Source organism: Paraglaciecola sp. MB-3u-78 (assembly GCF_002835935.1).
GTDB lineage: Bacteria > Pseudomonadota > Gammaproteobacteria > Enterobacterales > Alteromonadaceae > Paraglaciecola.
Window position 1 is genome coordinate 418,336 of sequence record NZ_PJCF01000005.1, and the last position, 25,848, is coordinate 444,183.

Consider the following 25,848-nt stretch of genomic DNA (forward strand, 5'->3'; position numbering starts at 1 on the left):
TATTCAGGTGACTGAGTATCTTTTGGATCACCAATGGATGTTCATTAGACACATCCCTGTGTCTAACCCTACGGGCAGCATTCGCTGTGCAAATCGGCTTTCCTGCCGATTTGTCAATGCTCTCTATAACCTCCCACCACCGCATTGCTCACAGGTTTCAATGTCGATGTTAAAAACCCGTTTAAGTCTTTGCGCCCAGGTCATCGACTGGTGCTTTTGTGTCCGTATTTTTTCCTGCCCTGTCGGCAATGCTTGTTTAGCCTTATTTCTTAAGGCTGGTGTTATTGCCAACCTTTTTTCTGATACCCCAGAGCGGGACTCTCTTCAAAATAAGTAATGGCACAGTCTTTCGAGTTTACCCCTATCCTGTGCATTGCTCATGACACCTGCATTGAGACTGAAGCCTGCCATATTTGATGCACAGCCTGACGCAAGCCCCTGCTCTTCCATAGGTGCAATGGTTTGCAAGGTAAAGACCTTTCGTCCTTGCTGTTTGCCTGTAGCGATGCGATAAGTAATGGAATACCCGTGAATTTGCAACATCGGATCGTCTTCCAGCCCATCCAAAGCCAGGTAGTCATTGTCATCATCCCTCACTAATAAGCCCTCGCGCTCAAGAAAACCAGCCACACGTTGGCTAATGTGGTGAGTAAGACTATTCAGTTCACTTTTTGTCGGGGTTTTTATCGGGTGACCAATTCATCGGGAATGAATTTATTCATTACATCCATGTAATTCACCCTACGGGCCAGCAGAGCTGTTGCTGTTTATTCCAGATAAACAGGCTGGACAACCAAAGGTTGCCCGTAGGGTGAGAAATAGGGATGTTTCTCATCTAAACGCGTTTTGCCATAGTTATCTTCGGCATATACACCATCTGGGTAGACCTAAGTTGTTTCTCACCTTGCGGCGATAAATTTGATTTCAAACTCAACGGCAAATTAGTTTTGTGTGTAGGCACGCTTAATAGAAAAAACCATAAACGTATCGAACTAGTTATTAGGTCAATGGTAAAGGTGCCACAGGCCAGTTTAATACTGTGCGGCGATGGTATTGATAAAGAATATTTTATCGCTTTAGCACATGAATTGTTGGGTAAAGACCATTTTTTTCAAATGTCTTTATCCTTTGATGAAATGCCAAAGTTATACCGGAGTGTTGACTTATTTACTTTGCCTTCCGCAAATGAACCTTTCGGGCGCGTCTATCTTGAAGCTTTAGCAAGCGGCACTCCGGTAGTCGCGCCTGATGATGATATGCGCCGCACTATTATAGGAGATGCTGGATTGGTTTGTGATGTAGAAAATACCGAGGAATATGCGCAGGTTTTAGAAAAAGCGCTTGATACCGAATGGGGCACTAAGCCTCTTGAGCAAGCAAATAAATTTAGTTGGGTAGAGATAGCTTTAAAATATAAGGCTGTAATTAATTCAATGCTTGTCGATAAAACAGAAAAAAACACCTTGGTTTAATCAATATATGGCTAATAAAAAAGCGTTCTATTTTCCCTTTATACACGTTAATGAATATGTGGAAATATCTAAAGAAAGTATCTCGGAAAGTGGTTTTGAAGTACTAGATTTTAAAAAATTATTTCACATCAAAAACATATTTGATAGAAAGAATAATGTTGCCGTGCTTAATTGGTATGAAGATCGATTGTATCAAAAAAGATTCGGCAAGCTCAGGGCGTTCATTGAGCATTTTATTGTTTTCTTTCAATTGATTTTAATGCGGCTGTTTGCCAGCCATATTATTTGGGTTAGGCACAATTTTAAACCACATAATAGGGCGCAGCGACCTTTTACCCACAAACTTACCTGCGGGGCATTGAACCTGCTTGCTACTAAAATCGTTACTCTTGAAAAAACAGAGTCTTTCAACTCAACTGTTATTCCGCACCCTCTTTACCGCAATGACGATGAAATGTTGCATGATATTAACCGATTAGAACCTGTGAGCTTTGAAGTCGAATGCCTTTTTTTTGGCACCATAAAACCTTATAAACGACTAGATGAATTACTAACGCTATGTGCGGCGCTTAGTATGTTTGTGGCTGTTAATCCTTTACAACCGGTATTTCTCTAAGTATCTCTAAATATATCTTGAACAGCTAAATCAACAATGGCATATTATTATTTATGAGCTCGGGTACAGTTTTTATTTGTTGGGCTATGTCTTGATAAGCATGAAAATCAAATCGACTAATTTGAGAATTTATGTTTTCTTTCGTCTTATTTCACGTTCGTCAAATTATTGATTAATAATCAAATGGTTAGTTGATTTATTGTAACAAAGCTAGCGGAACACCCTATTGCTTTTTGCATATTATTTATAAATTATTTGTATTCCATTATAGATACTCATTTGCTCGATTAAATTTGTCTTTTGTTATTAAATTAGAGGGTTTCTTATATGCCAATTATGCTGAAAGGCGATACAAGTGTTTTATTTATTCATATCCCGAAATGTGGTGGTTCAACTTTTGAACGTTGTATGGCAGATAGAGGGTGGCAGGAGCTTCTAAGTATTAGAGGGGTTAACGCAAAAAACCTTAGATTTATGCATTGTACTCCTCAGCATATGCATGTTGAACTTTTGAGTAGAATCGTTCGGCCAGAGTATTTTGATAAAATTGTAACGTTAGTTCGAGAGCCTGTATCCAGATTAAAATCTGAATACGCATGGCAGAGGGCACAATCAATTACCAATCTAGCGCCTGCAGACTGGGTTGAACATGCATTCTCAGCATTTAAACAAGATCCTTTTGTCTACGACAATCATATTCGTCCTCAAAATGATTTTATACTTAACGAAAGTCTAATTTATAAGCTAGAACAGGATGGTATTAATCAAGCTCTAAATGCGGTCTCTCCTTTACAAATAAAGCGCAACCCGTTTAAAAAAATATTTCGTAGCACTCAAGTTTCACAATTGAAGAAAACGATAAAACCTATCGAGATACATGAAGCTTTCGATAAAAAATTGACCCAGATTCAAGATTTTTATGGGAAAGATTACGAAGTTATCGGCTATGAGACAACCTGAAATTATATTTTTTCAGCGCGGTAACATGCGCTAACTCGCGACCAAATAATGTACAGTACACCCAGTGCGCTAAGATATAACTGTAGAAGGACGGATCAGAGGCCGCCCAATATTGCGCTGGGGTTTCCTCACTTAAGCGTGCTGACCTTGTTGGCTGAAGGGAAAAGTAATATGCACCATCAATGAAATGCCATAAACTGTAGTGGCAGTGATTGCTTCAGGGCAATCGCATTAAAATATTTGTAGCAGTTTCAGCAAGTAATCATTATCCCAACCTGCCATTTGCCGCTTAATCTTAATACCTACCTTATTATCATTATCTGACGTTAATAAATTCAAAGATATGTGGCGTAATATTGCCATGTTTTGATCTGCATATCCTTGACGAATTCGACAATGATCTTCGTCAAATGCCATATCTAATCTCCAGTGAAGATTATTCTCTACACCCCAATGAGCACGTACATAGTGAGCAAATTTCTCTGCATCGTTATGCTTAACGCTACTAATAAAGTATCGCGTTTCTTCTGACCATTCGTTCGCAAGAAATCTTCTTGATTTGACGCTAACAATACTGGCAAGGTGTGGGTGAGTATGATGCTCAGTAAGCCAGTCAATTCGGTTGCAGGAAGTCACTGTTCTTTCTTCAATACGGCCATGCCCTGAATCAATACTCTTATAAGTATTTAACGTGCCCTCATAACTTTTAGGGGTATTTTCAAAGAATAAAATCACATCATCATGTAGGGTGCTTTGATTTCCTTTCAGTGCGGTTAAATAATCAGCGCCTTTACTCACGATCAGTTCAGCCGATTTCTTTTGTGTGTTTAATGCATCGGTTGTGATGATACTGCCTGTGATGTCTAAGTTTTTGAGTAGGGAAGGTAAGGCGGTTATTTCATTCGATTTTTCATCAACTTTCACTTGTCCAAGTGCCAGCTGATTATCATGTGACCATGCGCTAACCATATAAATAGCTGATTTATTAGATGACTTATCATGAGTGCGTCGAAGGCATTTACCGTCAATAGCGATCACATCGCCCGTGACATTTTTTACTATCTCTTTGATCCAGCTAGAAAAACAGGTTTGAAATTGCTCAGGATCAATTAAGGAAAAAATACGTCCCAAAGTATCATGAGACGGAATACCATTTTCTAGGGATAAATATTGTTCAAACCAAGTGCGTTTAATGTTGGCAAATTTTTCAATGGCAACCCAGCCATCACAGCCACAGATAACGGCACATAGGGTAATAAAAAAGATGTCATCTAATTTATGTAATTGTTTTCTTAGAAGACGAGGATCTTCAATGTCTTTGAAATGTTCGATAAGTGTGGGCTTGTATTTGGTCATATTACGTCGCGTAAAGCGAAGTAATAGATCAAATTAGGGGATCTGTGTCAAGCCATTTTTAATGCGATTGCCCTGGTGATTGCTTGGCTCTTCGTAGTCATAAACCTTTTGCATGTGGTACTATCTTTTATGCACAACTCGGGAGAGTCAGTGACTTGGTGTTACACAACTAGGGCCGCATCCACTGCTAGTACTTTTAGCTTGGTTACCACTGGCCATTTTTAACGCCGCACAATTTATTGCTAGGATTAAGATCGTAAAATAGTTGTCAGGAATTTTTACAAGTTCTCATTTTGTTTTTTTTAAAATATTTCAAGTGTTTGATTAAAATGATAATTTATTTTTTGGCCTGATATTTGCTAGAAGTAATTAAGTAAGTAAGTAAGTAAAACTAATTTAAATTTTGGAGTTATTAATGAATATTCAAGCTGGTATTAAATATATTGCACTTGGTGCTATTTTTCTTGCGTCCGCTAGCAGTTACGCGACAATTATTGCCTTCACCGATTTTAACGATAAGACTGCAAGTGGTGCGACTGCGTCAAATCTTAATTGGACAATAAATGGTATTAGCGACCCTCTTAGTCTTACCGCCACCAAAAATCTTAATCTAAATTCAGCAGCCGAAGACATGTTCGCTGTAGATTATAATTTGTTTACTGAAGGTTCTTGGTCAGTGGATATCGCTCTCAATGTATTGGCTGTGAACAATATTGCACTGTCTACCGTTAGTTTGAATGCATACATTTTTTCTAATTCTGATATATTGCAATCGGTAAGTCGTGACCTAGATCTTAATCTTTCTTTGTTTTCTGGTGCAAGTTTATTGGCTGATGTAAATGAGTTAAACATCTATGCCAGTGGCGGCCCAGTGGTACAAGGTCAAGCTGTTTCTTTTGACTTGTCCGGTAACACCTTATTAGCCGGCAATGATTATTTTTTACGGTTAACTGCAAGCACTAATATTGCTAGAGGCAATAATGCTGGTTTCGACAATTTAAACATAGAAGGCTTAATCCAGGCGGTCAGTGTTCCTATCCCTGTCCCTGAGCCTTCTTTATTAGCTATCTTTGGGCTGGGCATCATGCTGATCGGTGCTCGTCGCTACAAATAGTAAACCCATATAATTATTAAGTTTGCTGAACTAGTCGTAAAATGTAGTTGATTTTTTTGGCGCCCTAATACACAAGTGTTGGGTGTCTTATTGCAAAAGCATCATTTGATATTACCTATCTTGATTCTCTATCTTAAATTTTCAACCTGTTTTCTATTAGTACATTATTAGATTTCAATTAACTTCGTCAAAAAACATGAATTGAGTTTTTTTGAACAAAGTTTTCACAAGAAATAAATACTTTTTTCAAGTACATAATGGCAGTAACACTACTTGTTGCAACAGCTAGTGCTCACTTGGGTTATGTTTGTTATTACTGGTGTCGGGATTTCTTACACTTAGTAAATGTGGATTGATTGAGTGTGAATTTAAAGATGCAGTATCTTGGCAAATGGCTGATTGCATTGGCATAAAATTCTTTTTAGCCGCTTTTTTAATGGCTTCTATAAAGGTCATTAATGCAATGGGTTCGTTATTACCGATATAAAACACTTTCTGAGGGCCCTGAGCATGATCACACTTGTAGTTATAAGAAGTCTAATAATGATCTCATAATGATATAAAAACAATGGTAAATTATACCCGATGACAGTTCAGATCGCCTAAGTTCACTTATCTACAGACCGTTTTATGTCATTTTTAGAATTATGTGAATACATCGTAGATAACTGTACCGTTATCAACAAATATTATGATTTGTAACATAGAATTTTCCTTACCCATGTCCACTGTTTTATCTGGTGCCAAAGGCTGGAAAGCCATTCATATTTTCGGAGACGTCATCGCCGCGATGTTATGCACTGTCAGTCCGTAACCACAGAGATGTATGCCCCGTGGTTCAGAGGATCTTATCTTTTGCTCTTGCTCTTGTCCTATTCTATCAACTAGCCACTATTTACTGCCTTATCTACTATCCTTAGTCGCGATTATCAGCCCATTAACTCATCCATCATGGTTGAAAGTTGTTTGCGCCAATGGATGGTTTTTACATCTGCTGCTACTTCTGCGCTAGTTTTATCTATTACCGAAAAGCTTGGGCGTATAGCTGGGGTAGGGTATTGGCTTGCTGGAATAGGTGATATTGGGATGGAATGTTTTAGTAGCCCTTTTTCAATAGCAAGCTCTTGAATAGCTACCGCAAAGTCATACCAAGAGGCAACACCGGCATCTGTCCAATGATATACACCACAGACTTGTGGTTTTTCAACAACCGCCCATAACCACTTTGCTAATCCTGCTGCCCAAGTTGGCGAGCCTATTTGGTCATAAACAATACCCAGTGTTGGCTTTTCGGCCATGAGTCGTAACATCGACTTTACAAAGTTATTGCCGTGTGCTGAATACACCCAAGCAGTTCTGACTATGACTGAGCTGGGTAATATTTCCATCACATCTAGGTCACCGGCCAATTTTGAAGCGCCGTAGACGTTGATGGGGTTGGGGATATCGTCAGTTTGATAAGGCGTGCTTTTGGTACCATCAAACACAAAGTCGGTGGAAACGTGCAATAAGCGAATATTCTGTTGTTTGCATGCCAGCGCCAGGTTTTTTGCACCTGTTTGGTTAACCGCGCAGGCCAGTTCTTTGTCGGTTTCGGCTTTATCAACAGCCGTATAAGCGGCAGCATTTATCACAATGTCTGGTTGCTGTGCATTAATGGTTTGATTAACTAATTCACTATTGGTTATGTCAAGTTCTTTAGATCCCAGTGAAACTAATTGATGCCCTTGAGGCACGCTATTCCCAAGTTCATGGGCCAATTGACCGCCTTTCCCTGTGACTAGTATTTTCACGAACAAATATTCCTTTTAGGCAAATTTGGGTGCGCTTAAAAAGCTTTCACCCACAACATCTTTGGCAGACAATGAAGGCTGTTCGCCATTCACCAGCGGCCAATTTATAGCAAGACTCGGATCATCCCATTTTATAGACACTTCTGATTGAGGATGATAATAATCGGTGCATTTATACACAAATTCAGCTGTTTCACCGGTCACATAAAAACCATGAGCAAAACCCGCAGGTACCCATAGTTGTTTATTATTTCGTGCCGAAAGTTCTAACCCAAACCATTGCCCATAAGTAGATGATGATTGGCGTAAATCGACCGCCACATCAAACACACTACCCTGAGTGACTCGTACCAATTTACCTTGAGTATGTTCTAGCTGGTAATGTAGTCCACGTAAAATACCTTGGGCTGATTTACTGTGGTTATCTTGAACAAGTTCTTTAATACCGGTCTGCTCAGTAAAAATATCTTTGCGGAATGTCTCCATAAAAAAGCCACGTTCGTCACCGAAAATCTTAGGCTCAAATATCAACACATCATTAAGTTTTGTTTTAGTTACTCGCATTTGAATACCTTAAATTATGAAGCAGTAAATTAAATAGAGAATTGCAGTAAAGAGTAAAAACCAAAGAATATTCACCACAAAGGGCCGCGCACAGAGTACACAGCGTAAAACAAAAATAATGATGATTTAAAAGACTCTATTCGTATCAGCGTATCCCGTTACTAGTCTTAAGCATTATTGAGCTTTGTTCCTTTTCCTCTGGGGTTCAAACGCTCTTAATCCTTTGCTCTTACTATCTACTGTTGTTACTTGCTCTTTTAACTATAGCCTCCTGCTACTTTTAGCAGATATTGGCCGTAGCCGGTTTTTTTCAAATTATTACCTTGTTCAAGCAATTGCTCGACGTTAATCCATTTGTTTCGATAGGCTATCTCTTCAAGACAAGCAACTTTTAAACCTTGGCGGTGTTCAACGGTTTGCACAAATTGCCCTGCTTCTAATAACGAGTCATGGGTACCTGTATCGAGCCATGCGAAGCCACGGCCCAACAGCGAAACATTCAGCTTATTTTGTTGCATATAGGCAATATTTAAATCAGTAATTTCAAGCTCACCACGGGGCGAAGGTTTGATTTGTTTAGCCATATCCACAACGTGGTTATCATAAAAATATAAACCGGTTACTGCGTAACTTGATTTAGGCACGCTGGGTTTTTCTTCAATACTGATAGCCTTACCCTGTTCATTAAATTCCACGACACCAAAACGTTCAGGGTCATTCACGTGGTAACCAAAAACCGTAGCGCCGCTTTCTAATTGTGTGGCAATTTTTAGTTTGTCAGAAAAATGTTGTCCATAAAAAATATTATCGCCTAAAACCAAGCTAACATTGTCGTTGCCAATAAAAGACTCGCCAAGCAGAAAGGCTTGAGCTAACCCATCAGGACTAGGTTGAATGGTGTAGCTGATATTGACACCAAAAGCACTGCCATCGCCTAACAAAGACTGAAAATTCGATTGATCTTCAGGTGTAGTAATGATCAATATATCCTGTATACCCGCCAGCATAAGTACAGACAACGGGTAATAAATCATAGGCTTATCATAAATCGGTAACAGCTGTTTGGACGTACCTTGAGTAATCGGATGCAACCTAGAGCCCGAACCGCCCGCTAAAATAATACCTTTATACTTCGCCATATCCCTTCCTTAATTAAATTTAACACCAGTGAATAGATAGAAACAGTAGATAGTAAAAAACAAAAACTATTCACCACAGAGGTTAACGGGTTTCGCGCACAGTGAACACAGAGAAAACAACAATGATCTGATGATTAACTAAGTGCTATCCGTATCAGCGAATACAATTGCTATTCTTAACAATCATCCTCACTTCCTCCTACTCTTTGCCCCTGTGGTCCAATATCTTTTGTACTTACCTTTTTCTATCTACTAGTCACTTCTTTATCTGCCCCTATCCACCCAAGCGGTCAAGTTTATAAGCGCCGCTTAGCACCCGTTCCCACCATTGTTTATTATTCAAATACCACTCTACAGTTTTGCGAATGCCTGATGCAAAGGTTTCTTGTGGTGTCCAATCAAGCTCTTTTTGAATTTTACTTGCATCTATCGCATAGCGGGCATCATGGCCGGGGCGGTCTTTTACAAAAGTAATTAATTCGCGATAATTTTTTATGTTATTGGGTTTGTTAGGAGCCAACTCATCCAATAAATCACAAATAGTCTCAACTACCTCTAAATTACGTTTTTCGTTGTGACCACCAATATTATAGGTTTCAGATACTTTGCCAGACTTAGCTACTAGGTATAAAGCACGTGCATGATCTTCAACGTATAACCAGTCTCTTATCTGACTACCATCGCCATATACAGGCAGCGATTTACCTGCAAGTGCATTTAAAATCACATGGGGAACAAGTTTTTCAGGAAAATGGTAAGGGCCGTAATTGTTCGAGCAGTTAGTAACAACAGTAGGTAAACCATAAGTGCGCTGCCATGCCCTAACTAAGTGGTCAGAACTGGCTTTACTGGCAGAATAAGGTGAGCTGGGCTCATAGGCGGTGTCTTCTGCGAACAAAGGCAACTCAGTGCCAGCAGGTAATTCGTTAGGGTGAGGCAAATCGCCATACACTTCATCCGTTGAAATATGATGAAAAATAAAACCCTGTTTTTTGTCAGCCGCTAAGTTTGTCCAATACGCACGAGCTGCCTCTAGCAAGGTGTAAGTGCCCACTACGTTAGTTTGAATAAACTCACCAGGTCCATCAATCGAACGGTCAACATGAGATTCAGCCGCTAAATGCATTACTGCATCAGGTTGGTGCTGCTCAAAAACCCGCTTTAGCTCAGCGCCATCGCATATATCTACTTGCTCAAAAATATAGCGGTCACCCTGTAATTCTTTAGGTATCGATTCTTCGTTGCCCGCGTAGGTAAGCTTATCTAAATTAATGACGACATCATCAGAAGAAGCCAATATATGCCTAACTACGGCACTCCCAATAAACCCGGCTCCACCAGTCACCAATAACTTCATCTAGATTTTCTCCCTAAATTAAAAGATCATAATATTACATTAATACAGTAGATAGTTAACCGCTAACTGCGATAAATAGTTAACAGCAGTAGATAGTAAAAAGTAGATTGTAAGAGCCAAAGACTATTCACCATCATAGAGGGTAACGGGTGCAGCGTAGCCTCCTTTTCCCTGTGATGAGATCGCTTTGACTTTGTCTATCTACCATTTACTGCTTTTATCTATCCATAGCTCTTAGCATCCTCTGAATCAGGCATGATATGCGTACATAACCCAGCAGTATAGGTTTAAATTTGCCAGATGTACGTGAATTACGTACGGTTGTTTTTATGAAAAAACTTTCATCGAATCAAATTTATTTGAAAAGCACCGCGGTGAATATTTGGCTAATGATGATTACAATTCTTTCCAAAATGAATTACTTACACAACCTGAAAAGGCGTTGTGATTTAAGGAACTGTGTTATTAGAAGAACTCGGGTAGCAGCAAAAGGAAAAGGAAAAGGAAAAGGTAAGCGTGGTGGTGCAAAGGTAATCTACTATTACTTCGATAATTTTGAGCGTTTTTATTTATTGTCCATATAAGTAAAAAATGTAATGTCTGATTTAAAAGCAGAACAAAAGCATCAACTTAAAGAATTCTTGGAGCTATGGCGTAATGAACAAACGTGACTTATTTACAGTATTATCAACAAGCTTAATTGAAGTAAAACAGCATTCACAGGTAAGTTAACCCTAAAACCTATGTGATTGAAACTGCTGATGTATTAGTAATTACACCGAACGAAATATTAAACATTCATCAGACATTTAATCTGTCTCGGGGGTATTTGCAAAGTATTTACATACATCAGTAAGAACATTAGAACGTTGGTAGCAAGGTCGTAGTGCCCCAAATGGACAAGCAATCACGCTGCTTAAATTGGTAAAGTCACACCCAGAAACACTCTCATATATTGCTGAACTGTAATAAAAATATTGAGCCACAGAGATGTATCCGTCATTCTGCCCCAATTCCTGACAAATTAATTATTTATCTCAGAAACCTCTAAGCAAACTTTAATGGTCAATAGATCACGGTGGCCATGGTCAATAGATCACGGTGTCTATGGCCAATAGATCACAACAAATAAGCCGATAGCTTACATATTTTCTAATTTTATTGTGAAAAATGGCGGCTAATAATTTCTCATAATCAGGGATTTCCCTTTTGTTACAAGCTGAATTCATTAAGCAAAAAGAAAAAAATGAAGTTGTTCAGGTTGAAACTCTCGATCATTTAGGGATCGTAGCCGGACTGGTCGATAAGCTGAAGCTAGTAGAGAGAATAGACGCAAGAGTCCCAATTTCTACAAAGCACGGTGCAGTAGTCACCCATGGCCAGAGCATCAAAGCCATGATCATTAATGGACTCGGCTTTACTCAAAATCCTATTTATTTGTCACCGACCTTCTTTGAAGGGAAATATGTTTGTGCACTGATGGGGGAAGGGATTGAGGCGCAACATTTGAATGATGATGTACATGGGCGTACGTTGGACGCCATCTATAAATACGGGACTACAGCACTGTTGGCGGAGATTGCTAATGAGATTTCACAGGAATTCATTCCGGCGACAGGCAGACAAAACGGGCACCTAGACACATCCAGTTTAAAAGTGTGTGGAGACTACGCCGTTGAGCATCTTTACCCTGACGATACAAACAGGCCCCCCTTGCCATGCCATGGTCATTCTAAAGATCACCGGCCTGATTTAAAACAATTAGTCATTTCTTTAACCACCAGTGGGCCTGCTCAGCTGCCCATTTGGTATGAAGGATTAGATGGCAATAGCAGCGATAAAGCCAATTTCCACCAAACACTGGCGCGCATAAAAAGCTTTCAGGGATAAACTGGAAAACACGCCTGAGTTCCTCTGGGTCTATGACTCAGCACTTTATTCTCAAGATAAATTACGCCACTCAGCGCTGTTATGGCTAACCCGAGCACCCGAAAATCTTGGCTTGGTAAAGCAACTGGTGCGGGCCGATGAAAATGAGTATGCCTGGCAAAACTTGCAGGACGGCTATAAAGGCGTATTCATCGGGCAAAATGATCGGGGATTGAAACAACGCTGGCTGCTGGTTCATTCAGCGCAAGCTGAAAAACGGGAAAGCATCACGCTGGAAAAACGCATTGAAAAAAGCCTGAAGAAAGCGGAAAAGTCAGCCACCCAACTCTCCAGGCAAGCATTTGGCTGTGAGCAGGATGCCTTACGAACAGCCAAAACATTTGAAAAAACATTGTCGTATCACCGGATGAATTATCACATCACAAAGGTACTTAAATATAAAGGGCGCGGAAGGCCAAAAAGTACAGATGAACCCGTTTTTTCTCACTATAAACTGGAGGCAGAATTTGAAGCATGTTTTGATAAAATCCGCCCACAGCGAAATAAACTGGGTCGTTTTATATTAGCAAGCAATGATCTGGACAACCCTGATATGAATGAAGCTAATATGCTATCAACCTATAAAGAGCAGCAAGGTGTTGAGCGTGGCTTTCGTTTCATCAAAGATCCGCTGTTTCATCTCAGCGGTGTTTTTTTGAAAAAGCCGGAGAGAATAGACGCTCTGATGATGGTGATGACATTGTGTCTGATGGTATATAACGCAGGACAATATCAGGTAAGAAAAGAACTGGAGGTGCAGGATGAAAGCATACTCAGTCAAGTTGGAAAGCCAACAAAGCAGCCTACATTACGATGGATATTTCAGAAAATGAGTGGTATCCATCGGGTTCACATACCGGGCCGGGATAGCTGTATTAGCGGGTTGAATGAAGAAAAAGAAAAGATCATTCGGTTATTTGGCCCGGAAGTTTGTCGAGTGTATAAACTTATGTGGACTCCCCCTTTGTCAACAGCAAAACTTTAAATAATGAAAGAAATAAATGCGAACTTATGTACGAGCTCTATTTGAGTAGCGAACCCAGGCTCTATGATATTTACGCGAACAAACTGTCAAATCTGGTTTACGAGCTATTAGGCTCTTCGTTTTTAGCTGACTTAGCTTGCTGATTTTAATCTTTGCTTTATTTTTGCATTTTGTTGTTAGAACTCTTTTCTAAGCTGCTATTAAGGCAGCTTTGTATTCGGTACTGTTTTTAATCATTGCAAAAGCCGTTCTTACCGTTTTATTGGCTAACGCTACAGCTGCACACTTATTACCTCGTCGCTCTGCTAGCGCTTTAAGCCAAACCTCCTTAGTGGTTTTCGGCTCTCTTTTTACTACCTGCCTTACGAACGCCATTGAACCTGTGATCAATTGACTTCTTAGTAAACTATTTTTTGTTTTACCTATCGTGCCTATTTTTATCTTACTACCAGAAGAATACTGAATAGGGGTAACACCAATGCATGCTGAGGCATCTTTACCTTTATTGAATCTCGTTGATTCAGAACAACCAAGCTCTATATATAAATTGGCTGCATTAACGGAGCCTACTCCTTCGAGTTTAAGGAACTTTTTACAATCATTATCTGCTTGAATAACATTATTCATGCAATCATCATAAGCAAAAACAGCTTCAATCAGTGTGGTTAACGTTATTTTTGCTGTTTCCAACGCTTGTCTGAATTCGAATAATAGGTTGTTTTCCCCGTCTTCTAAAACATCTGATATGAGCTTCAGCAGGCTAGCGCTTTTATTGGGACATCGTATATTTAACTCCAACAATAGAGCGATAACTTGTTTTTGAATAGCATCTCGCTGCTTAACTGCTAGCTCTCGTAATCGCTTGATTGACTGCAGTTGCTGTTGTTTAATATTCTTACCATCAATGAAATTAACTTCTGGTAATAACGATGCTTGTATAATTGTCAGTGCATCATTTTTATCTGTTTTTTGATTTTGTCTAACAGCTGACACTAATTTTGCTGATATTAAGCGAGCATCATGCCCTGCTTCTAAAGCTTTTTGCTTCCAGTAGTTCGTCGTACCACACGCCTCAAAAATGATAATAAAAGGTTTTTGATTAACAAGCCAATTAAGGAATTCATTCGGTGTCATTTCTGTATTAGATTGCACCTTTGTATTTTTATAAACACAAACTTGAATAACTTTTTTTGCTAAATCAACACCAACTCTAGTAATATTTATTTTCAGGACTCTTTTAATATATTTGTGTGGTAACAGTATATTACCCTACCTCTTCGGGGTAGGGGGAGTCCAATTATCTGGTTTTGACGATCTCGTTTGCCACCGTTCAGGAACCTGCTGTATTAAAATCAAATGAGGGCGAAGGCGGCCGCTTAGTTGAGTTGCTGAAATCCACTATTTTGATAGATGCTCCTCTGTGCAATAAATTGATTTTGCTACGGCCCCAGCTATTACCAATAGCAGTAAGTGCACCCGCGAAGAAAGCCGGTTTAGGACGCGAGTTGAGGGATTGAACAAGAGTATTGTGAAGCAAGCAACTTGACCCTTTTTCATCTGGCCCTTTTTCATCGGCGAGAAGGTTCCCCGGCATGAGGTCCGGATCATCAAGGATCACTCGCAGCTAGGCGGCAACTGATGCAGGGTCAGGCTTTCCCGTCTCGCCATGCCAGCGCGCATTCCGTGCAGCGGCAGACTTACCGGCTGCCGTTCTCGGGTCGGTACTCTTCTGCATGTTTGCCCGGTTAATCAATGTGATGTCACCGCTTGGCGCTCTAGATAAAAATTCACCCGAATTAATTACTTCTAATAGTCAAAGTTCAACAGCCCATCGCATGCCGGGACGGGACGGAAGATTTAGTTAATTTCTGGTAACTTGACGGCAAGGTCAGAAAAAAAAACCTCATTAAGCCATTTATTACCTTCTGAGACCTTGGACAGCAAAAGGTCATCGTATTCTTTGGGAAATTCTTTATCGGGTAAAGTGCTCGTTATTGCACGTCGAGCTAGCGATGTTATTGCACGTACAGCTAGCCCTTTATGCTTCCTCAATGTTAGGCGATTCAAATACCGAAACGCTACTAGATGGCTGTAGCTTGGAGATATATTTGATTCTTGTCGATGAATGGCAAAGCGTTCGTTGTCGTATTCAATGCCAGTACGAGAACAAAAATCCTCGATTAGATTGCCATTTGGAAAGTTTTTTCGGTCAAAAACGACCGCCTCGACATTCTCCCATCCGAATACTTCTCCCCACAATTTCAACCTTTCCGCGTAATTGATCGGGACCTGAATTTTTTTTAGATTTTTAATGTATACGTCGTACGACAAGATCTCTCGTGTTGGCCCTTTGACGGCTTGCGCATAAAAACTTTTGACGAAATCGATCTGGTTCCGAAAATACACCAACAGCTTTACCTCGCCGAATATTTCGGTAAGCTGCACTTGCAGTCGTGCCATGGCCTCCTGGTCGCAAGCTACCTGCCCAAAAATAAATTCGCTAGAAGCGACAAAATCTGAGTGTTCCAGACTTGCTACTTCACTTTTGACCTCCGTCCAGAACCTAGAGCAAAGTCTTTGATATTCGTCGGCGTCAAGTCGCTTTATATGCTCTACCCAATACCACCGGCTCCTCTCAGTGCCCGTGGAGGCGGCGATCTTCCAGCTATTGCCTAACCCAAAGGATTCCAGCTGCGAGTAAGGCAGTTCAGCTCCACAGCTTTTCAGGAACGTCTGAATTGTTGTGCTCCCTGCCTTTCCAGTTCCGATGTGTAAATATAACAATTTGTGCCTCTCTCAGGAGTATAGGTAAAATAAAACGTCATTTTTCACAAAATACAAAATGCATGATGCCTCATATTTTCCATATTGACATCTCTTTTATATACTTGAGGATGGGTGTCCAAACCGACTTGACAATAACGTCTCAATTTTAGTATCGAAATATGATTTGAATGATAAAATCAGTGAAATGAAAATAAAGCCGTTGTATCATTATTCAAGAGTTGTGGTTTATTTACCATATATTAAACAATAACATAGGGGTGATATACCGGTATTCATAAGGAAAACCATGTAAATAATCTTACATAGAAAGGTATGAGTAATTTAAAGCATAAAGTAGAGTTGGTTGAGGAACTCTTCACTCTCACTAATCTGACCGAAAATGAGAGAAAACGGTTATGGTTTGTTAATTTAGAAGATTTAGCGATAGAAGCAGTTCGCTTGAAGAGTTGTAGTTATTTCATCGCTGTATGCAATATTGCAATTGACAAAACTCGAAAATTTTTTTTTTCTCTAAGTACTCGACTATTTATGTTGCGTGTTTATTGTGTTCGAAGATATCTTGTATACTACAAAAAGTCGTTCAGTCGGTAACATTATGTGTAATTTGTAAATCAATGTATCGGGTAACCGCGTATTTTCCAAAGTGGTAACGCAACTTTATTTTACAATGTTATTAACAACAAAAATCGATAATCTCATAAAGCTATCAATCAGAGAAAATATCAAATAATGCAAAAGTGTAAAATTGCCAAAGATATATGTATTTTCCCAAGATACCGAGGTGATAACGAATACTTATTAAATCTGTCATTCATACTAAAAAATAATTTTTCTAGCGTCGAATTTGTTGGGTTTTCACCCAAAAGCATGTTGAAAATGTTGTTAAATAGGCGAAAGTCAGATGTTCTGATATTAAATTGGCTAGAAGACTATCCCTGTTTGAAAAAAGGCGTTTTGGCAGAGGGATTTGAGACCTTGCGATTTGTTTTAGGTATGGTAATTACTGGTTTCTGTTATAAAAAAATTATCTGGATACGGCATAGTTACAAGCCGCATCTGGAATATAGTAAATTATGTTATCGCACAATATGTGGCGTAATTGGATTTTTCAGTGACAGTATTGTTACTCATCGAAGAGTTCAAGAATTCAAATCTCAGGTTATATCTCACCCTCTTTATAAAAAAACCAAGGCTAATACGTTAGCTCCTTTGTATGATTTGATATTTGGTAATATTAAATCATACAAAAAAATTCCGTTAATTCTTCAGAATTGGGAACCTAAACGTGAGCATAAAATAATTGGTAAGTGCAAAAGTGCAGACCTTAATAGTGAGATTACAACTTTAATAAAAGATAGGCTCCCTAAGGTCATTTATGAAAATCGATTTATGGAGGTCGAAGAGTTAAATGGCCTCTTATCATCTGTTACTTTTGTAATTCTCGATCATGAAGAAGCTTCAATGATTGCGTGTGAAACATTTTATCATGCAATTTCTTACGGTGCGAATGTAGTTTTAAAAGACTCTGAGTTTGGCAGGACTGTTAAAAGCGAGTTTCCTCTGGTTCATTTAGTAGAAAACTTTTGAGGCGACGCGTTGTCTAGTCTAGTTTGATTTCCATGTGAGGAAATTATAGCGTTAGCAAATCAAACATATTCTAATAATATGATCGCGGGACAATGGTCTAGCCCCCTTGCTAATTAAAATTCAAAGTTATTCTTGCCACTTTTTATATAACGTAGAATTAAATTTATTTTTATGATGAAACTAACTGTGCTGTCTTATCACCCTAATAGGTGTAATGGTTTTGGTGGAATTGAAAACCTTGTTAGGTCTATTAAGCTATCAGTAGAGCAAAGTAATATTGAGATATATGAGCTGTATAATAGAGAACCTCCTGTTGAAGAAATTGAAATTGCTTGCTCTGAATTTGATATTCAGAAAAAACTTTTTTTCGAATCTGGATTTCTTGCGGTATTAAACAAAGCTTTTGTTTTTTATCAACAGGCCATTCGGAGCCAATATGACGTTGTTATTACCTATCATCCAGCAAATTTATTGTTTTTTTTATTAACAAAACACAAACCTAAAATAATTTTAGTACAGTCAAACAGCGTAGAAAAACTATTCCAAGGACGTATTCTTAAAGCATTGTCGCAAAAAATTCTTAACAGAGTTGATGCGCTGACTCTTTATACTTCATTTGACAAACAAGCATTGTGTCGCCGTTTTCAAGTTGATGATAATAAAATTTCTATTATTCCTAGAGCGTGTAAATTGCCAACAACTGCGCCGAGAGAAAGTAAGAACTACAAACTGGTCACCATATGTAGAATAGTAGAAAACCAAAAAAATTTTACGGCAATGATTCAAATTATGGCTAAGATCCCGGAAATGACTTTAGATATCTATGGTACTGGCTCAGTTGAAGAAGTTAAGTCACTAAAAAATAAAATTTCAAAGTCCGCTAATATAAGGTTTTTTGGTAAAACGAATGATGTTGCAAAAACGCTCTCTGAATACAGTATATTTATCATGACGTCTTATTACGAAGGTTATGGTCAATCACTTATCGAGGCGAGAAGCCAAGGATTACCTATTGTATTATTCAATACCTTTGATGCAGCTCAATCAGTGGTAATTGATGGTAAGAATGGTTTTTTAATAGCGCCATTTGACCAGCAGTTATTTATTGATGGTATCCGGAAAATTTTGACAATCGACTCGGTATATCAGCATATGTCTTTTGAAAGTATTTCTCTATCAGCAACAAGTGACACGCTTTCAATTCAAAATAAATGGTTAAGATTATTTAAGTCACTCCAACAGGCTTAGATTTAGAGTTTTTTAACAAAACTTTGAACCCCCTTTGCAGGTTTTAAACAACCTTGAAAGATCGTTATACTGTCGTATCCCAGTAAGGAAGAGGGTGATATTAGTTAATAAAAATTAAAGTAAAAGGGTTGGAATATTACAATGAGAGTTATTGAATGTCGTTAAAAAAACGGGCAGCAAAAGGAGGGTTGTGGATTTCAATCACGCGTACTGGCATCAATGTTATTAGTTTTATTGTGTTTGTTTACTTAGCACGCATTCTCACCTTAGAGGACTTTGGCTTAGTGGCGTTTTGCATGCTCTTTATAGAGTTTGCCAATATCTCAGTAAACGCCGGTGTTAATCAAAATATCGTTCAACGTAAAACGTGGGATGAGCAATACGCGTCTAGTACTATGTTTTACGTGGTAGGTTTAGCTATTTTGGTTGCTGCGGGCTTAGTATTTATTGGCGCACCAATTGCTTATTACACCTATTCACACGTGGCTGCCTACGTTTTTATGAGTCTAGCGCCAATTACTATTCTCTTGAGTTTGCAGGTCGTCTTTAACGGCAAACTAGTCAGAGATTTTAAAAACAAACAAATGGGTGTCGTTAAACTAATTGCCACAGTGCTTTCAGCTATTGTTATTATTACTTTGGCTGAGCTGGGATATGGCTTATGGTCAATGGTCATTGGCCGCTTGGTGCACTCTATTTTAGAGTTACTGTTGATGACATCTATTGCTGGGTTCAGACCCAAGTTATATTTTAATAAAGAAGACAAAAAGGAACTGAGAGAATTTTGCTTACCGCTTTTGGGGTCCGCTATATTGAACATGGTGAACCAAAAATCCGTTTCCATATTTACAGGAGCAGTCTTAGGTCCTGCTAATTTTGCTCTGCTAAATGCCGCCAAAAGAGGCGAGAACATGATAAAAGCGATTACGATGAGCTCGATCAATTCTATGGTCGTACCCAGTTTTTCTCGTCTTAAAGTAGGCGTCAATCTGGGAGATTTATATATTAAATTAGTGGTAATTAGCGCGACAACAGTAATGCCAATGTTTATGGGCCTTGGTGCAATTGCAGATCCGTTTGTAACAATTATATTTGGAGAAAAATTCAGCGATAGCGCTATCTTTATGAATATCTCAGTTTTTACTATGTTCCCAGCTATCATCGGTTGGTTTTTACCAACCTTGCTTGTTTCGCAGGCCAAAACCAGGGATGCATTTAACCTCAATTTAATAAGTGTAATAAGCAGTGTATTGGTTGCAGGTTGCACAATTTGGTTTGGCATTACTACCATGCTGATTTGCATCGTTATCGCAAATTTTTTAATACTACCGATACGTTTTAAAATTGTGACAAAACATATACCAATTAATATTAAGAAGTTGATCTGGGCTATTTTTCCATCCTATTTTTGTGCGTTGGCCATGTTTGCCTGTATTATGCTCAGTAAGCACTTTTTAGGTCCACTAATTTCAAATCAAATTATTTTACTATCGGTATTGATACTTACTGGATGTTTAAGTTATCCCATTTTAAGCTTTTTATTTTTTTATAAACATACAACTGAGCAACTTGCTCAGATTAAAGGAATGTTTTTCAAAAATTAAAATATACTGCGGGGATAGGTTCGTTGAAAAATAGAAATTATTAATCTTTTGATTTTCGATGTATTAAACGCCTTGGATACGCAGCCGGATATTCGACCATCCTAGCTCTAACGGGGTTCAATTCAATGTAGCGATAAAGTGTTAAATGATAACGTTCAGTGTCTACTAACGTCGATTTGCGAAAAAGCTGTCATTAATAAGTGAACATGGTTAGTCATTAGAACAAATGCATGGATGGCAACATTATGTTTAGTAGCAGAATCTTTGAGTTGATGTGGTACGCATAATTCATAATTCATAATTCCATTAATTCAATTGCTTTCTTTCAACGAACCTGCAGGTCATAGGCTTTGCTCATGTAGAGGCCTAAGTCTAAATGGCGGTAACAATGCAAATGCTCTCGCTAAAAGCATTGCAATGAAGCAGCTAAATAATGTGGCAATTAAACGTTCTTGAACATGGGTTGATTGTTATTAATTCTAAACCAGCCCCACCAAAATATTGTTAGTAAAACTCCCCCTTTGGTTAAATGATTCCCAGAAATAAATTTTATTGTGGTATTAAAAAATCGATGAAAGTTGAGCAAGTTGATTGAGCGAATAAATTATTTCCATGTCAAAAGTGTTCATTTTAGACCTGATTTTTGTGGGTTAATTTTGTAGCCTTACCTAGCTTTAGATAAAGGCGATTTTGATTGTATTACTTCATAGTTATTATTTTTATTTTGGGCGTCAAATGACGTTATTGCCTTGTCATTAAAGTTGATTAATTCAACTGACTCAGAGGAAGGGTAAGAATAATTAGCAGATTCCGGAACCTGATTAGAAGGAGAAAAGTTGGGGATAATAAAACGAGCATCAGTTTCTAAACTAAATGTCGAGTCTGAGTTAATAATTTCGTCTATTTTGTCTGCTTGTTCTGACCAAGGGTGATAAAAATCATCACCAATAGTGGCCTGCACATAAGGTGCCCCGTAAGACATGTTGTAAATCACATTATTTTTAAATACTGAGCCCTCGTAAAACTGTTTGTCATAAATACCATGGCCTCCTCTTTTCTTTGAGATAATGATGTTATTTTGTGCATTGAGCCAAAATGTACGGTCGTTGTCGACGCCTGATCTGGCAACGCCATTATTGTTAATGATAATCAAGTTTTCAAATAAGTTGGTTATGCCAGCAGGACGGCTTATCAACCCACCCATTTTTATTGCTGTCCACTCCTTACCGCGTTCATCTCCTAAGTCATGAATATAATTATTAAATATATAACTCGGGCCTAGCATATTAGGGGCAACACTGATGCCACAAAAACCTTGCGTTAACTCATTGTCATAAAACAACACATTACTTTGGCCGCCGTCTAGCTCTATTAAATCGTCGTTTGCATAGGCTAAATAATTATTGTGAATCGCCGAATCTCTTCCAAATGCGCCATCGCGCCTAAAATTTCTGCGGCCTTCAATCACATCATTAAAACGGTGGTTTGGTGTGCCATAAAAGCGGTTATTCCGAATAATGTATTGGCCTTGATATTCTTCAGTGGGGTGGTAGGCCCAAATTAACATTGCATTTGGGCCCTTTGGGTGGCCATATTTCCAATTATTAGCTTTACCGTTTGGGCTATGTATTTCACAGTTTTCTACAGTCACTAAGCCGGTTTGTTTAAGATAAATACCTGAGTCGTAATTGAGAGGTTTGGTACTTTCAGTGGTGGCATAAGCTACACCGTTGCGAATATCTTGACCTTCTCGGCCGTACTGAGAAACATCACAGCCTTTTATCCAAATATGATGGGCCTTCGAGGCATAAATACCGAATCGCCCTCCTTTTACCGTGATGTTTTCAAATTTGATATAACTTTGACTGCCTATATCGATGGCTGCCTTGTCACCTTTATCTGCTATAATTTCAGGGCCATCACCAATAATAAGTGCCCATCCGTCTTCAGTACCTTCAATACCCAGTTCGGTTAAGTTAAGTTGGCCGCCGTTATAAATGTCAGAAAGATAGTAAATTTTATCAGGGTCGATAGGGGGTGAGTTGGGGCGAGTTTTAAAGTTGTAAACGCGCTCTTCTATCACTTGATTGTTGTCTAGGTATTCAAGTTTAATATCGTAAGCAGTGTCGGGCTCTAATCGCACTATTGAACCAGATAACGCGCCCCTTATTGGTTCCCACTGTAATGCCAGAGCAGGTAACCAATCACTTGATGTGCTGGACTTAAACCAAAGCCGAGTATTGGTATCTTCGTACTGATTGTAAACGGTTAAACTCGCAGAGTGGATAAGTGGGACAACTCGATACTCTACATCGCTTGTTGCGGTAGCAGTCAATATTCTACTGGGTTCGAGCCCAGCCATAAGTGCTGCTGATTTTAATGTCGATTTTTGAAAATCCGAGTCAATATATAATTGTTCAACAATGCGGTAGGCGTCTATAGGGTAAAGTTTTAGCGCTAAGGCTATCCACGTTTCATTTTTATCAGGAAGCGTTTTAGAAAGTTGTATGATTGCCTGACTAACCTCTTCTGAACGACTAATACTTAGTAACAGTTTTGCGGTGTCTTGCGGATTTTTAATTAAATAAGCATTGTTTTTTTGAGATTGATAACTAGATTGTTGCAACATAGCAACGACCTCTTTTGGGCGACTTAATTTTTGCGTTTTAATTTGCTTTACAAAGTAGTCTCCAGGTTGACCGCTTATTGTTAGGCTTTTTTTTATAGGTTTTGGGGTATCAAACTGAGCACAACTGACTAGCGCAACGGTCAACCAAATAAAGATAACTTGCGGCTTAAAAACTATGTTTTTAAAAGGTTGGATCATATCTAATTTACATCTTTATTCAGTTTGGATTAAACACTACTTGATTGTTGTTAGGTGCTGCGAACCTTAACGGATTATGGAATACAACTCACTGTTGCTTGTCAGTATATTCCAACCCCCCTATTAATTAAGCCAATTTGTAATACGTTTTAAACCAAGCAACAAACTGTTGCATACCATATTCAATAGCAGTATCTGGCTTGAATCCTACTTCTTCTTTTAAACTATCAATATCTGCAAAGGTTGCTGGCACATCACCGGCTTGCATCGGCATGTAGTTCTTTTTGGCTTTTTTGCCTGCAGCATCTTCAATCGCTTCGATAAAGGTCATCAACTCAATAGGGTCGTTATTACCTATGTTAAATACTTTATAAGGCGCTTTACTTGATGAGGGAGACGTATTTGGGTTTTCGGGATTACGCACTGGCACTACAGCTTGAATACGAATAACTCCTTCAACAATATCATCAATATAAGTGAAATCACGTTTCATTTTGCCATGATTAAATACTTTAATTTCTCGGTCATTTAATATTGCATCGGTAAATAGGAAGGGTGCCATATCAGGGCGTCCCCATGGGCCATAAACAGTAAAAAATCGTAAGCCTGTTGTGGGTAAGTCGTATAAATGACTATAGCTGTGTGCCATGAGTTCATTTGACTTTTTAGTGGCGGCATAAAGAGATACAGGGTGATCAACTGCATCTTCGGTTGAAAATGGCATTTTTTCATTCATGCCGTAAACCGAGCTAGACGATGCATACACTAAATGCTGTACTTTGTTATGACGGCAGCCTTCTAAAATCGTCGCCATGCCGACTAAGTTTGAGTCAATGTAAGCCATCGGATTTTCAATTGAGTAACGAACGCCTGCTTGGGCGGCTAAATGAATGACTCGTTCAAATTGCTCTTCGGTAAATAATGTAGCAATGCCGTCTCTGTCTGCTAAATCCATTTTTATAAAAGTAAAATTATCAAAATGTTCAATTTGTTCTAGGCGAGCAAGCTTTAGTTTAGGGTCGTAATAGTCATTTAAGTTATCGATACCGATAACTTGATGACCTTGTTCACACAACCTTTTAGCAACAAAATATCCTATAAAGCCCGCTGCCCCTGTGACTAAATATTTCACTAGCTAACTCCGTTTTTTGCTGAAGAAACGGACATTCCTCGGCCTATACTGTAATAGGCAAACCCTTTTTTCTGCATTCGTTCAGGTTCAAACATATTTCGTCCGTCAAAAAAGGCATTGGTTTTGAGTTTTTCTTTTATTAAATCGAAATCAGGCGCTCTAAAATTTTGCCATTCGGTGCATATTACTAAAGCATCGGCGCCATTTAATGCGGCTTCTTTGGTGCCCATTAACGATAGGTCATCACGGCTGCCACAAATACGTTGTGTTTCTTCCATTGATTCTGGGTCAAATGCCTGCACTCTGGCACCTGCTGCCCATAACGACTCCATCAATACTAAACTAGAAGCGGCGCGCATGTCGTCGGTATTGGGTTTAAATGACAAACCCCAAATTGCGAACGTTTTGCCTTTTAGTGCATCAGGGTTTTGCTCAAGCTTGAAGTGTCTTGAAATGTATTCAAATAATTTATTCTTTTGACGAAAATTAACGTTTTCAACCGCTTTAAGTATTTCTGAGTTGTAGCCAATTGCATCGGTAGTTCTAACTAATGCTTGCACATCTTTAGGGAAACACGACCCACCATACCCACATCCAGGGTAGATGAATTGATAACCTATACGCGGATCTGAGCCTATGCCATGGCGAACATGCTCTATATCAGCACCCACCAATTCAGCAATGTTGGCCATTTCGTTCATAAAGCTAATTTTGGTGGCCAGCATACAGTTTGCAGCGTATTTGGTCAGCTCGGCACTTTTAATGTCCATAATAATAATTTTTTCGTGATTACGATTAAATGGTTGGTAAAGTTCGCGCATCAACTCTTCTGCTTCGCTTGAGTCTGTGCCTATGACAATACGATCAGGGCGTTGACAATCACTTACCGCTGCCCCTTCTTTGAGAAACTCTGGATTTGAGACAATAGAAAAATGTAGATCCGACTCTCGGCTGTCTAGCACTTGTTGTACTTTTAAGCGGACTTTATCGGCTGTGCCAACGGGTACTGTTGACTTGTCTATGATGACTTTTGGCGTTTGCATATAAGTGGCAATGGTTTCAGCCACTTTTAAAACGTATTTAAGATCGGCAGAACCATCCTCATCCGGAGGAGTGCCCACGGCAATAAATTGCAATTCACCAAACTCAACGCCAAATTTTGCATCTGTGGTAAAAATCAGCCGACCTTCAGCATGATTTTTTTCAACTAATGGTGTTAGGCCGGGTTCAAAAATTGGAACTACACCTTTCTTGAGGTTTTCTATTCGAGCTTCGTCAATGTCTACACAGCAAACATCGTGACCGGCATCGGCAAGTACCGCTGCTTGCACTAAACCGACATACCCAATTCCATAGAAAGTGACTTTCATTTTAAATC

The 25,848-nt window shown here is 39.0% G+C and carries 23 protein-coding genes; 10 read left to right on the plus strand and 13 right to left on the minus strand.

Annotation, left to right across the window (positions count from 1 at the left end; all coding sequences use genetic code 11):
- Positions 1-324 precede the first annotated feature (324 nt).
- Positions 325-630 carry a hypothetical protein gene (locus CXF95_RS12955; protein WP_101201801.1) on the minus strand — a complete coding sequence of 102 codons (306 nt, stop codon included), beginning with the start codon at positions 628-630 and terminating at the stop codon, positions 325-327.
- A 245-nt stretch (positions 631-875) separates the two neighbouring features.
- On the opposite strand from CXF95_RS12955, the gene CXF95_RS12960 reads away from it, so the two are divergent.
- The 3 genes from CXF95_RS12960 (at position 876) to CXF95_RS12970 (ending at position 3,048) form a co-directional block, all read left to right on the plus strand.
- Complete coding sequence (locus CXF95_RS12960; protein WP_255418923.1) at positions 876-1,472, plus strand: glycosyltransferase; 597 nt, start codon at positions 876-878, stop codon at positions 1,470-1,472.
- Between the two features lie 7 nt (positions 1,473-1,479).
- Positions 1,480-2,088: a hypothetical protein gene (locus CXF95_RS12965; protein ID WP_101199083.1), complete on the plus strand. Its 609-nt coding sequence runs from the start codon at positions 1,480-1,482 to the stop codon at positions 2,086-2,088.
- A 327-nt stretch (positions 2,089-2,415) separates the two neighbouring features.
- Entirely contained in the window at positions 2,416-3,048 is a 633-nt protein-coding gene (locus CXF95_RS12970; protein ID WP_101199084.1) for a sulfotransferase family 2 domain-containing protein, read from the plus strand.
- Between the two features lie 231 nt (positions 3,049-3,279).
- Here the strand turns inward: CXF95_RS12970 and CXF95_RS12975 are convergent, their stop codons facing one another.
- Positions 3,280-4,404: an ISAs1 family transposase gene (locus CXF95_RS12975; protein ID WP_101197148.1), complete on the minus strand. Its 1,125-nt coding sequence runs from the start codon at positions 4,402-4,404 to the stop codon at positions 3,280-3,282.
- Positions 4,405-4,819: 415 nt separating this feature from the next.
- On the opposite strand from CXF95_RS12975, the gene CXF95_RS12980 reads away from it, so the two are divergent.
- Positions 4,820-5,518, plus strand: a complete 699-nt coding sequence (locus CXF95_RS12980; RefSeq protein ID WP_101199085.1) for a PEP-CTERM sorting domain-containing protein — start codon at positions 4,820-4,822, stop codon at positions 5,516-5,518.
- A 285-nt stretch (positions 5,519-5,803) separates the two neighbouring features.
- Here CXF95_RS12980 and CXF95_RS30615 read toward each other — a convergent pair whose 3' ends face one another.
- The 5 genes from CXF95_RS30615 to rfbB form a co-directional block, all read right to left on the minus strand.
- A complete protein-coding gene (locus CXF95_RS30615) occupies positions 5,804-6,010 on the minus strand; it encodes a hypothetical protein (RefSeq protein ID WP_232787827.1) in 207 nt (68 codons plus the stop codon).
- 437 nt (positions 6,011-6,447) lie between these two features.
- Positions 6,448-7,311 (minus strand): dTDP-4-dehydrorhamnose reductase, encoded by an 864-nt coding sequence (rfbD, locus tag CXF95_RS12990; protein ID WP_101199086.1) that lies wholly within the window; start codon positions 7,309-7,311, stop codon positions 6,448-6,450.
- 15 nt (positions 7,312-7,326) lie between these two features.
- Complete coding sequence (gene rfbC / locus CXF95_RS12995; RefSeq protein WP_101199087.1) at positions 7,327-7,875, minus strand: dTDP-4-dehydrorhamnose 3,5-epimerase; 549 nt, start codon at positions 7,873-7,875, stop codon at positions 7,327-7,329.
- 257 nt (positions 7,876-8,132) lie between these two features.
- A complete protein-coding gene (gene rfbA, locus CXF95_RS13000) occupies positions 8,133-9,014 on the minus strand; it encodes a glucose-1-phosphate thymidylyltransferase RfbA (protein WP_101199088.1) in 882 nt (293 codons plus the stop codon).
- A gap of 274 nt (positions 9,015-9,288) precedes the next feature.
- Entirely contained in the window at positions 9,289-10,371 is a 1,083-nt protein-coding gene (gene rfbB, locus CXF95_RS13005) for a dTDP-glucose 4,6-dehydratase (RefSeq protein ID WP_101199089.1), read from the minus strand.
- Positions 10,372-10,664: 293 nt separating this feature from the next.
- On the opposite strand from rfbB, the gene CXF95_RS13010 reads away from it, so the two are divergent.
- The 3 genes from CXF95_RS13010 to CXF95_RS31145 all read left to right on the plus strand — a co-directional run bounded on the left by CXF95_RS13010 (position 10,665) and on the right by CXF95_RS31145 (position 13,285).
- Positions 10,665-10,955: a hypothetical protein gene (locus tag CXF95_RS13010; protein ID WP_232787828.1), complete on the plus strand. Its 291-nt coding sequence runs from the start codon at positions 10,665-10,667 to the stop codon at positions 10,953-10,955.
- A 625-nt stretch (positions 10,956-11,580) separates the two neighbouring features.
- Entirely contained in the window at positions 11,581-12,261 is a 681-nt protein-coding gene (locus tag CXF95_RS31140) for an IS1634 family transposase (RefSeq protein WP_157828144.1), read from the plus strand.
- A gap of 1 nt (position 12,262) precedes the next feature.
- A complete protein-coding gene (locus tag CXF95_RS31145; protein ID WP_157828152.1) occupies positions 12,263-13,285 on the plus strand; it encodes an IS1634 family transposase in 1,023 nt (340 codons plus the stop codon).
- Between the two features lie 189 nt (positions 13,286-13,474).
- Here CXF95_RS31145 and CXF95_RS13030 read toward each other — a convergent pair whose 3' ends face one another.
- Positions 13,475-14,509: an IS110 family transposase gene (locus CXF95_RS13030; RefSeq protein ID WP_101199092.1), complete on the minus strand. Its 1,035-nt coding sequence runs from the start codon at positions 14,507-14,509 to the stop codon at positions 13,475-13,477.
- Between the two features lie 633 nt (positions 14,510-15,142).
- The gene (locus tag CXF95_RS13040) at positions 15,143-16,069 is read right to left on the minus strand and encodes a hypothetical protein (RefSeq protein WP_101199094.1); all 927 of its coding nucleotides are present in this window, start codon (positions 16,067-16,069) and stop codon (positions 15,143-15,145) included.
- 732 nt (positions 16,070-16,801) lie between these two features.
- Between CXF95_RS13040 and CXF95_RS13045 the strand changes: the two genes are divergently transcribed.
- The 3 genes from CXF95_RS13045 to CXF95_RS13055 all read left to right on the plus strand — a co-directional run bounded on the left by CXF95_RS13045 (position 16,802) and on the right by CXF95_RS13055 (position 20,511).
- A complete protein-coding gene (locus CXF95_RS13045; RefSeq protein ID WP_232787829.1) occupies positions 16,802-17,659 on the plus strand; it encodes a hypothetical protein in 858 nt (285 codons plus the stop codon).
- Between the two features lie 171 nt (positions 17,660-17,830).
- Complete coding sequence (locus CXF95_RS13050) at positions 17,831-18,907, plus strand: glycosyltransferase (RefSeq protein WP_101199095.1); 1,077 nt, start codon at positions 17,831-17,833, stop codon at positions 18,905-18,907.
- Positions 18,908-19,062: 155 nt separating this feature from the next.
- Positions 19,063-20,511: an oligosaccharide flippase family protein gene (locus tag CXF95_RS13055; protein ID WP_101199096.1), complete on the plus strand. Its 1,449-nt coding sequence runs from the start codon at positions 19,063-19,065 to the stop codon at positions 20,509-20,511.
- A gap of 155 nt (positions 20,512-20,666) precedes the next feature.
- Here the strand turns inward: CXF95_RS13055 and CXF95_RS31455 are convergent, their stop codons facing one another.
- The 4 genes from CXF95_RS31455 to CXF95_RS13075 form a co-directional block, all read right to left on the minus strand.
- Entirely contained in the window at positions 20,667-20,810 is a 144-nt protein-coding gene (locus CXF95_RS31455; protein WP_369809312.1) for a transposase, read from the minus strand.
- Between the two features lie 365 nt (positions 20,811-21,175).
- Positions 21,176-23,338 (minus strand): right-handed parallel beta-helix repeat-containing protein, encoded by a 2,163-nt coding sequence (locus CXF95_RS13065; protein ID WP_101199097.1) that lies wholly within the window; start codon positions 23,336-23,338, stop codon positions 21,176-21,178.
- A gap of 127 nt (positions 23,339-23,465) precedes the next feature.
- Positions 23,466-24,470 carry an NAD-dependent epimerase gene (locus tag CXF95_RS13070; RefSeq protein WP_101199098.1) on the minus strand — a complete coding sequence of 335 codons (1,005 nt, stop codon included), beginning with the start codon at positions 24,468-24,470 and terminating at the stop codon, positions 23,466-23,468.
- The gene (locus tag CXF95_RS13075) at positions 24,470-25,840 is read right to left on the minus strand and encodes a UDP-glucose/GDP-mannose dehydrogenase family protein (RefSeq protein ID WP_101199099.1); all 1,371 of its coding nucleotides are present in this window, start codon (positions 25,838-25,840) and stop codon (positions 24,470-24,472) included. Before CXF95_RS13075 ends, CXF95_RS13070 begins: the two co-directional genes overlap by 1 nt.
- Positions 25,841-25,848 lie beyond the last annotated feature (8 nt).

Excerpts from the sequence above, each read along its gene's own strand:
- CXF95_RS31455 (WP_369809312.1), bottom strand. The coding sequence starts at position 20,810 with ATGAATTATGAATTATGCGTACCACATCAACTCAAAGATTCTGCTACT.
- CXF95_RS13075 (WP_101199099.1), bottom strand. The coding sequence starts at position 25,840 with ATGAAAGTCACTTTCTATGGAATTGGGTATGTCGGTTTAGTGCAAGCA.
- CXF95_RS12980 (WP_101199085.1), top strand. The coding sequence starts at position 4,820 with ATGAATATTCAAGCTGGTATTAAATATATTGCACTTGGTGCTATTTTT.
- CXF95_RS12975 (WP_101197148.1), bottom strand. The coding sequence starts at position 4,404 with ATGACCAAATACAAGCCCACACTTATCGAACATTTCAAAGACATTGAA.
- CXF95_RS12970 (WP_101199084.1), top strand. The coding sequence starts at position 2,416 with ATGCCAATTATGCTGAAAGGCGATACAAGTGTTTTATTTATTCATATC.
- rfbC (WP_101199087.1), bottom strand. The coding sequence starts at position 7,875 with ATGCGAGTAACTAAAACAAAACTTAATGATGTGTTGATATTTGAGCCT.
- CXF95_RS13045 (WP_232787829.1), top strand. The coding sequence starts at position 16,802 with ATGCAAAAGTGTAAAATTGCCAAAGATATATGTATTTTCCCAAGATAC.
- CXF95_RS13065 (WP_101199097.1), bottom strand. The coding sequence starts at position 23,338 with ATGATCCAACCTTTTAAAAACATAGTTTTTAAGCCGCAAGTTATCTTT.
- rfbA (WP_101199088.1), bottom strand. The coding sequence starts at position 9,014 with ATGGCGAAGTATAAAGGTATTATTTTAGCGGGCGGTTCGGGCTCTAGG.
- rfbB (WP_101199089.1), bottom strand. The coding sequence starts at position 10,371 with ATGAAGTTATTGGTGACTGGTGGAGCCGGGTTTATTGGGAGTGCCGTA.
- CXF95_RS13055 (WP_101199096.1), top strand. The coding sequence starts at position 19,063 with ATGTCGTTAAAAAAACGGGCAGCAAAAGGAGGGTTGTGGATTTCAATC.
- CXF95_RS12965 (WP_101199083.1), top strand. The coding sequence starts at position 1,480 with ATGGCTAATAAAAAAGCGTTCTATTTTCCCTTTATACACGTTAATGAA.
- CXF95_RS13050 (WP_101199095.1), top strand. The coding sequence starts at position 17,831 with ATGATGAAACTAACTGTGCTGTCTTATCACCCTAATAGGTGTAATGGT.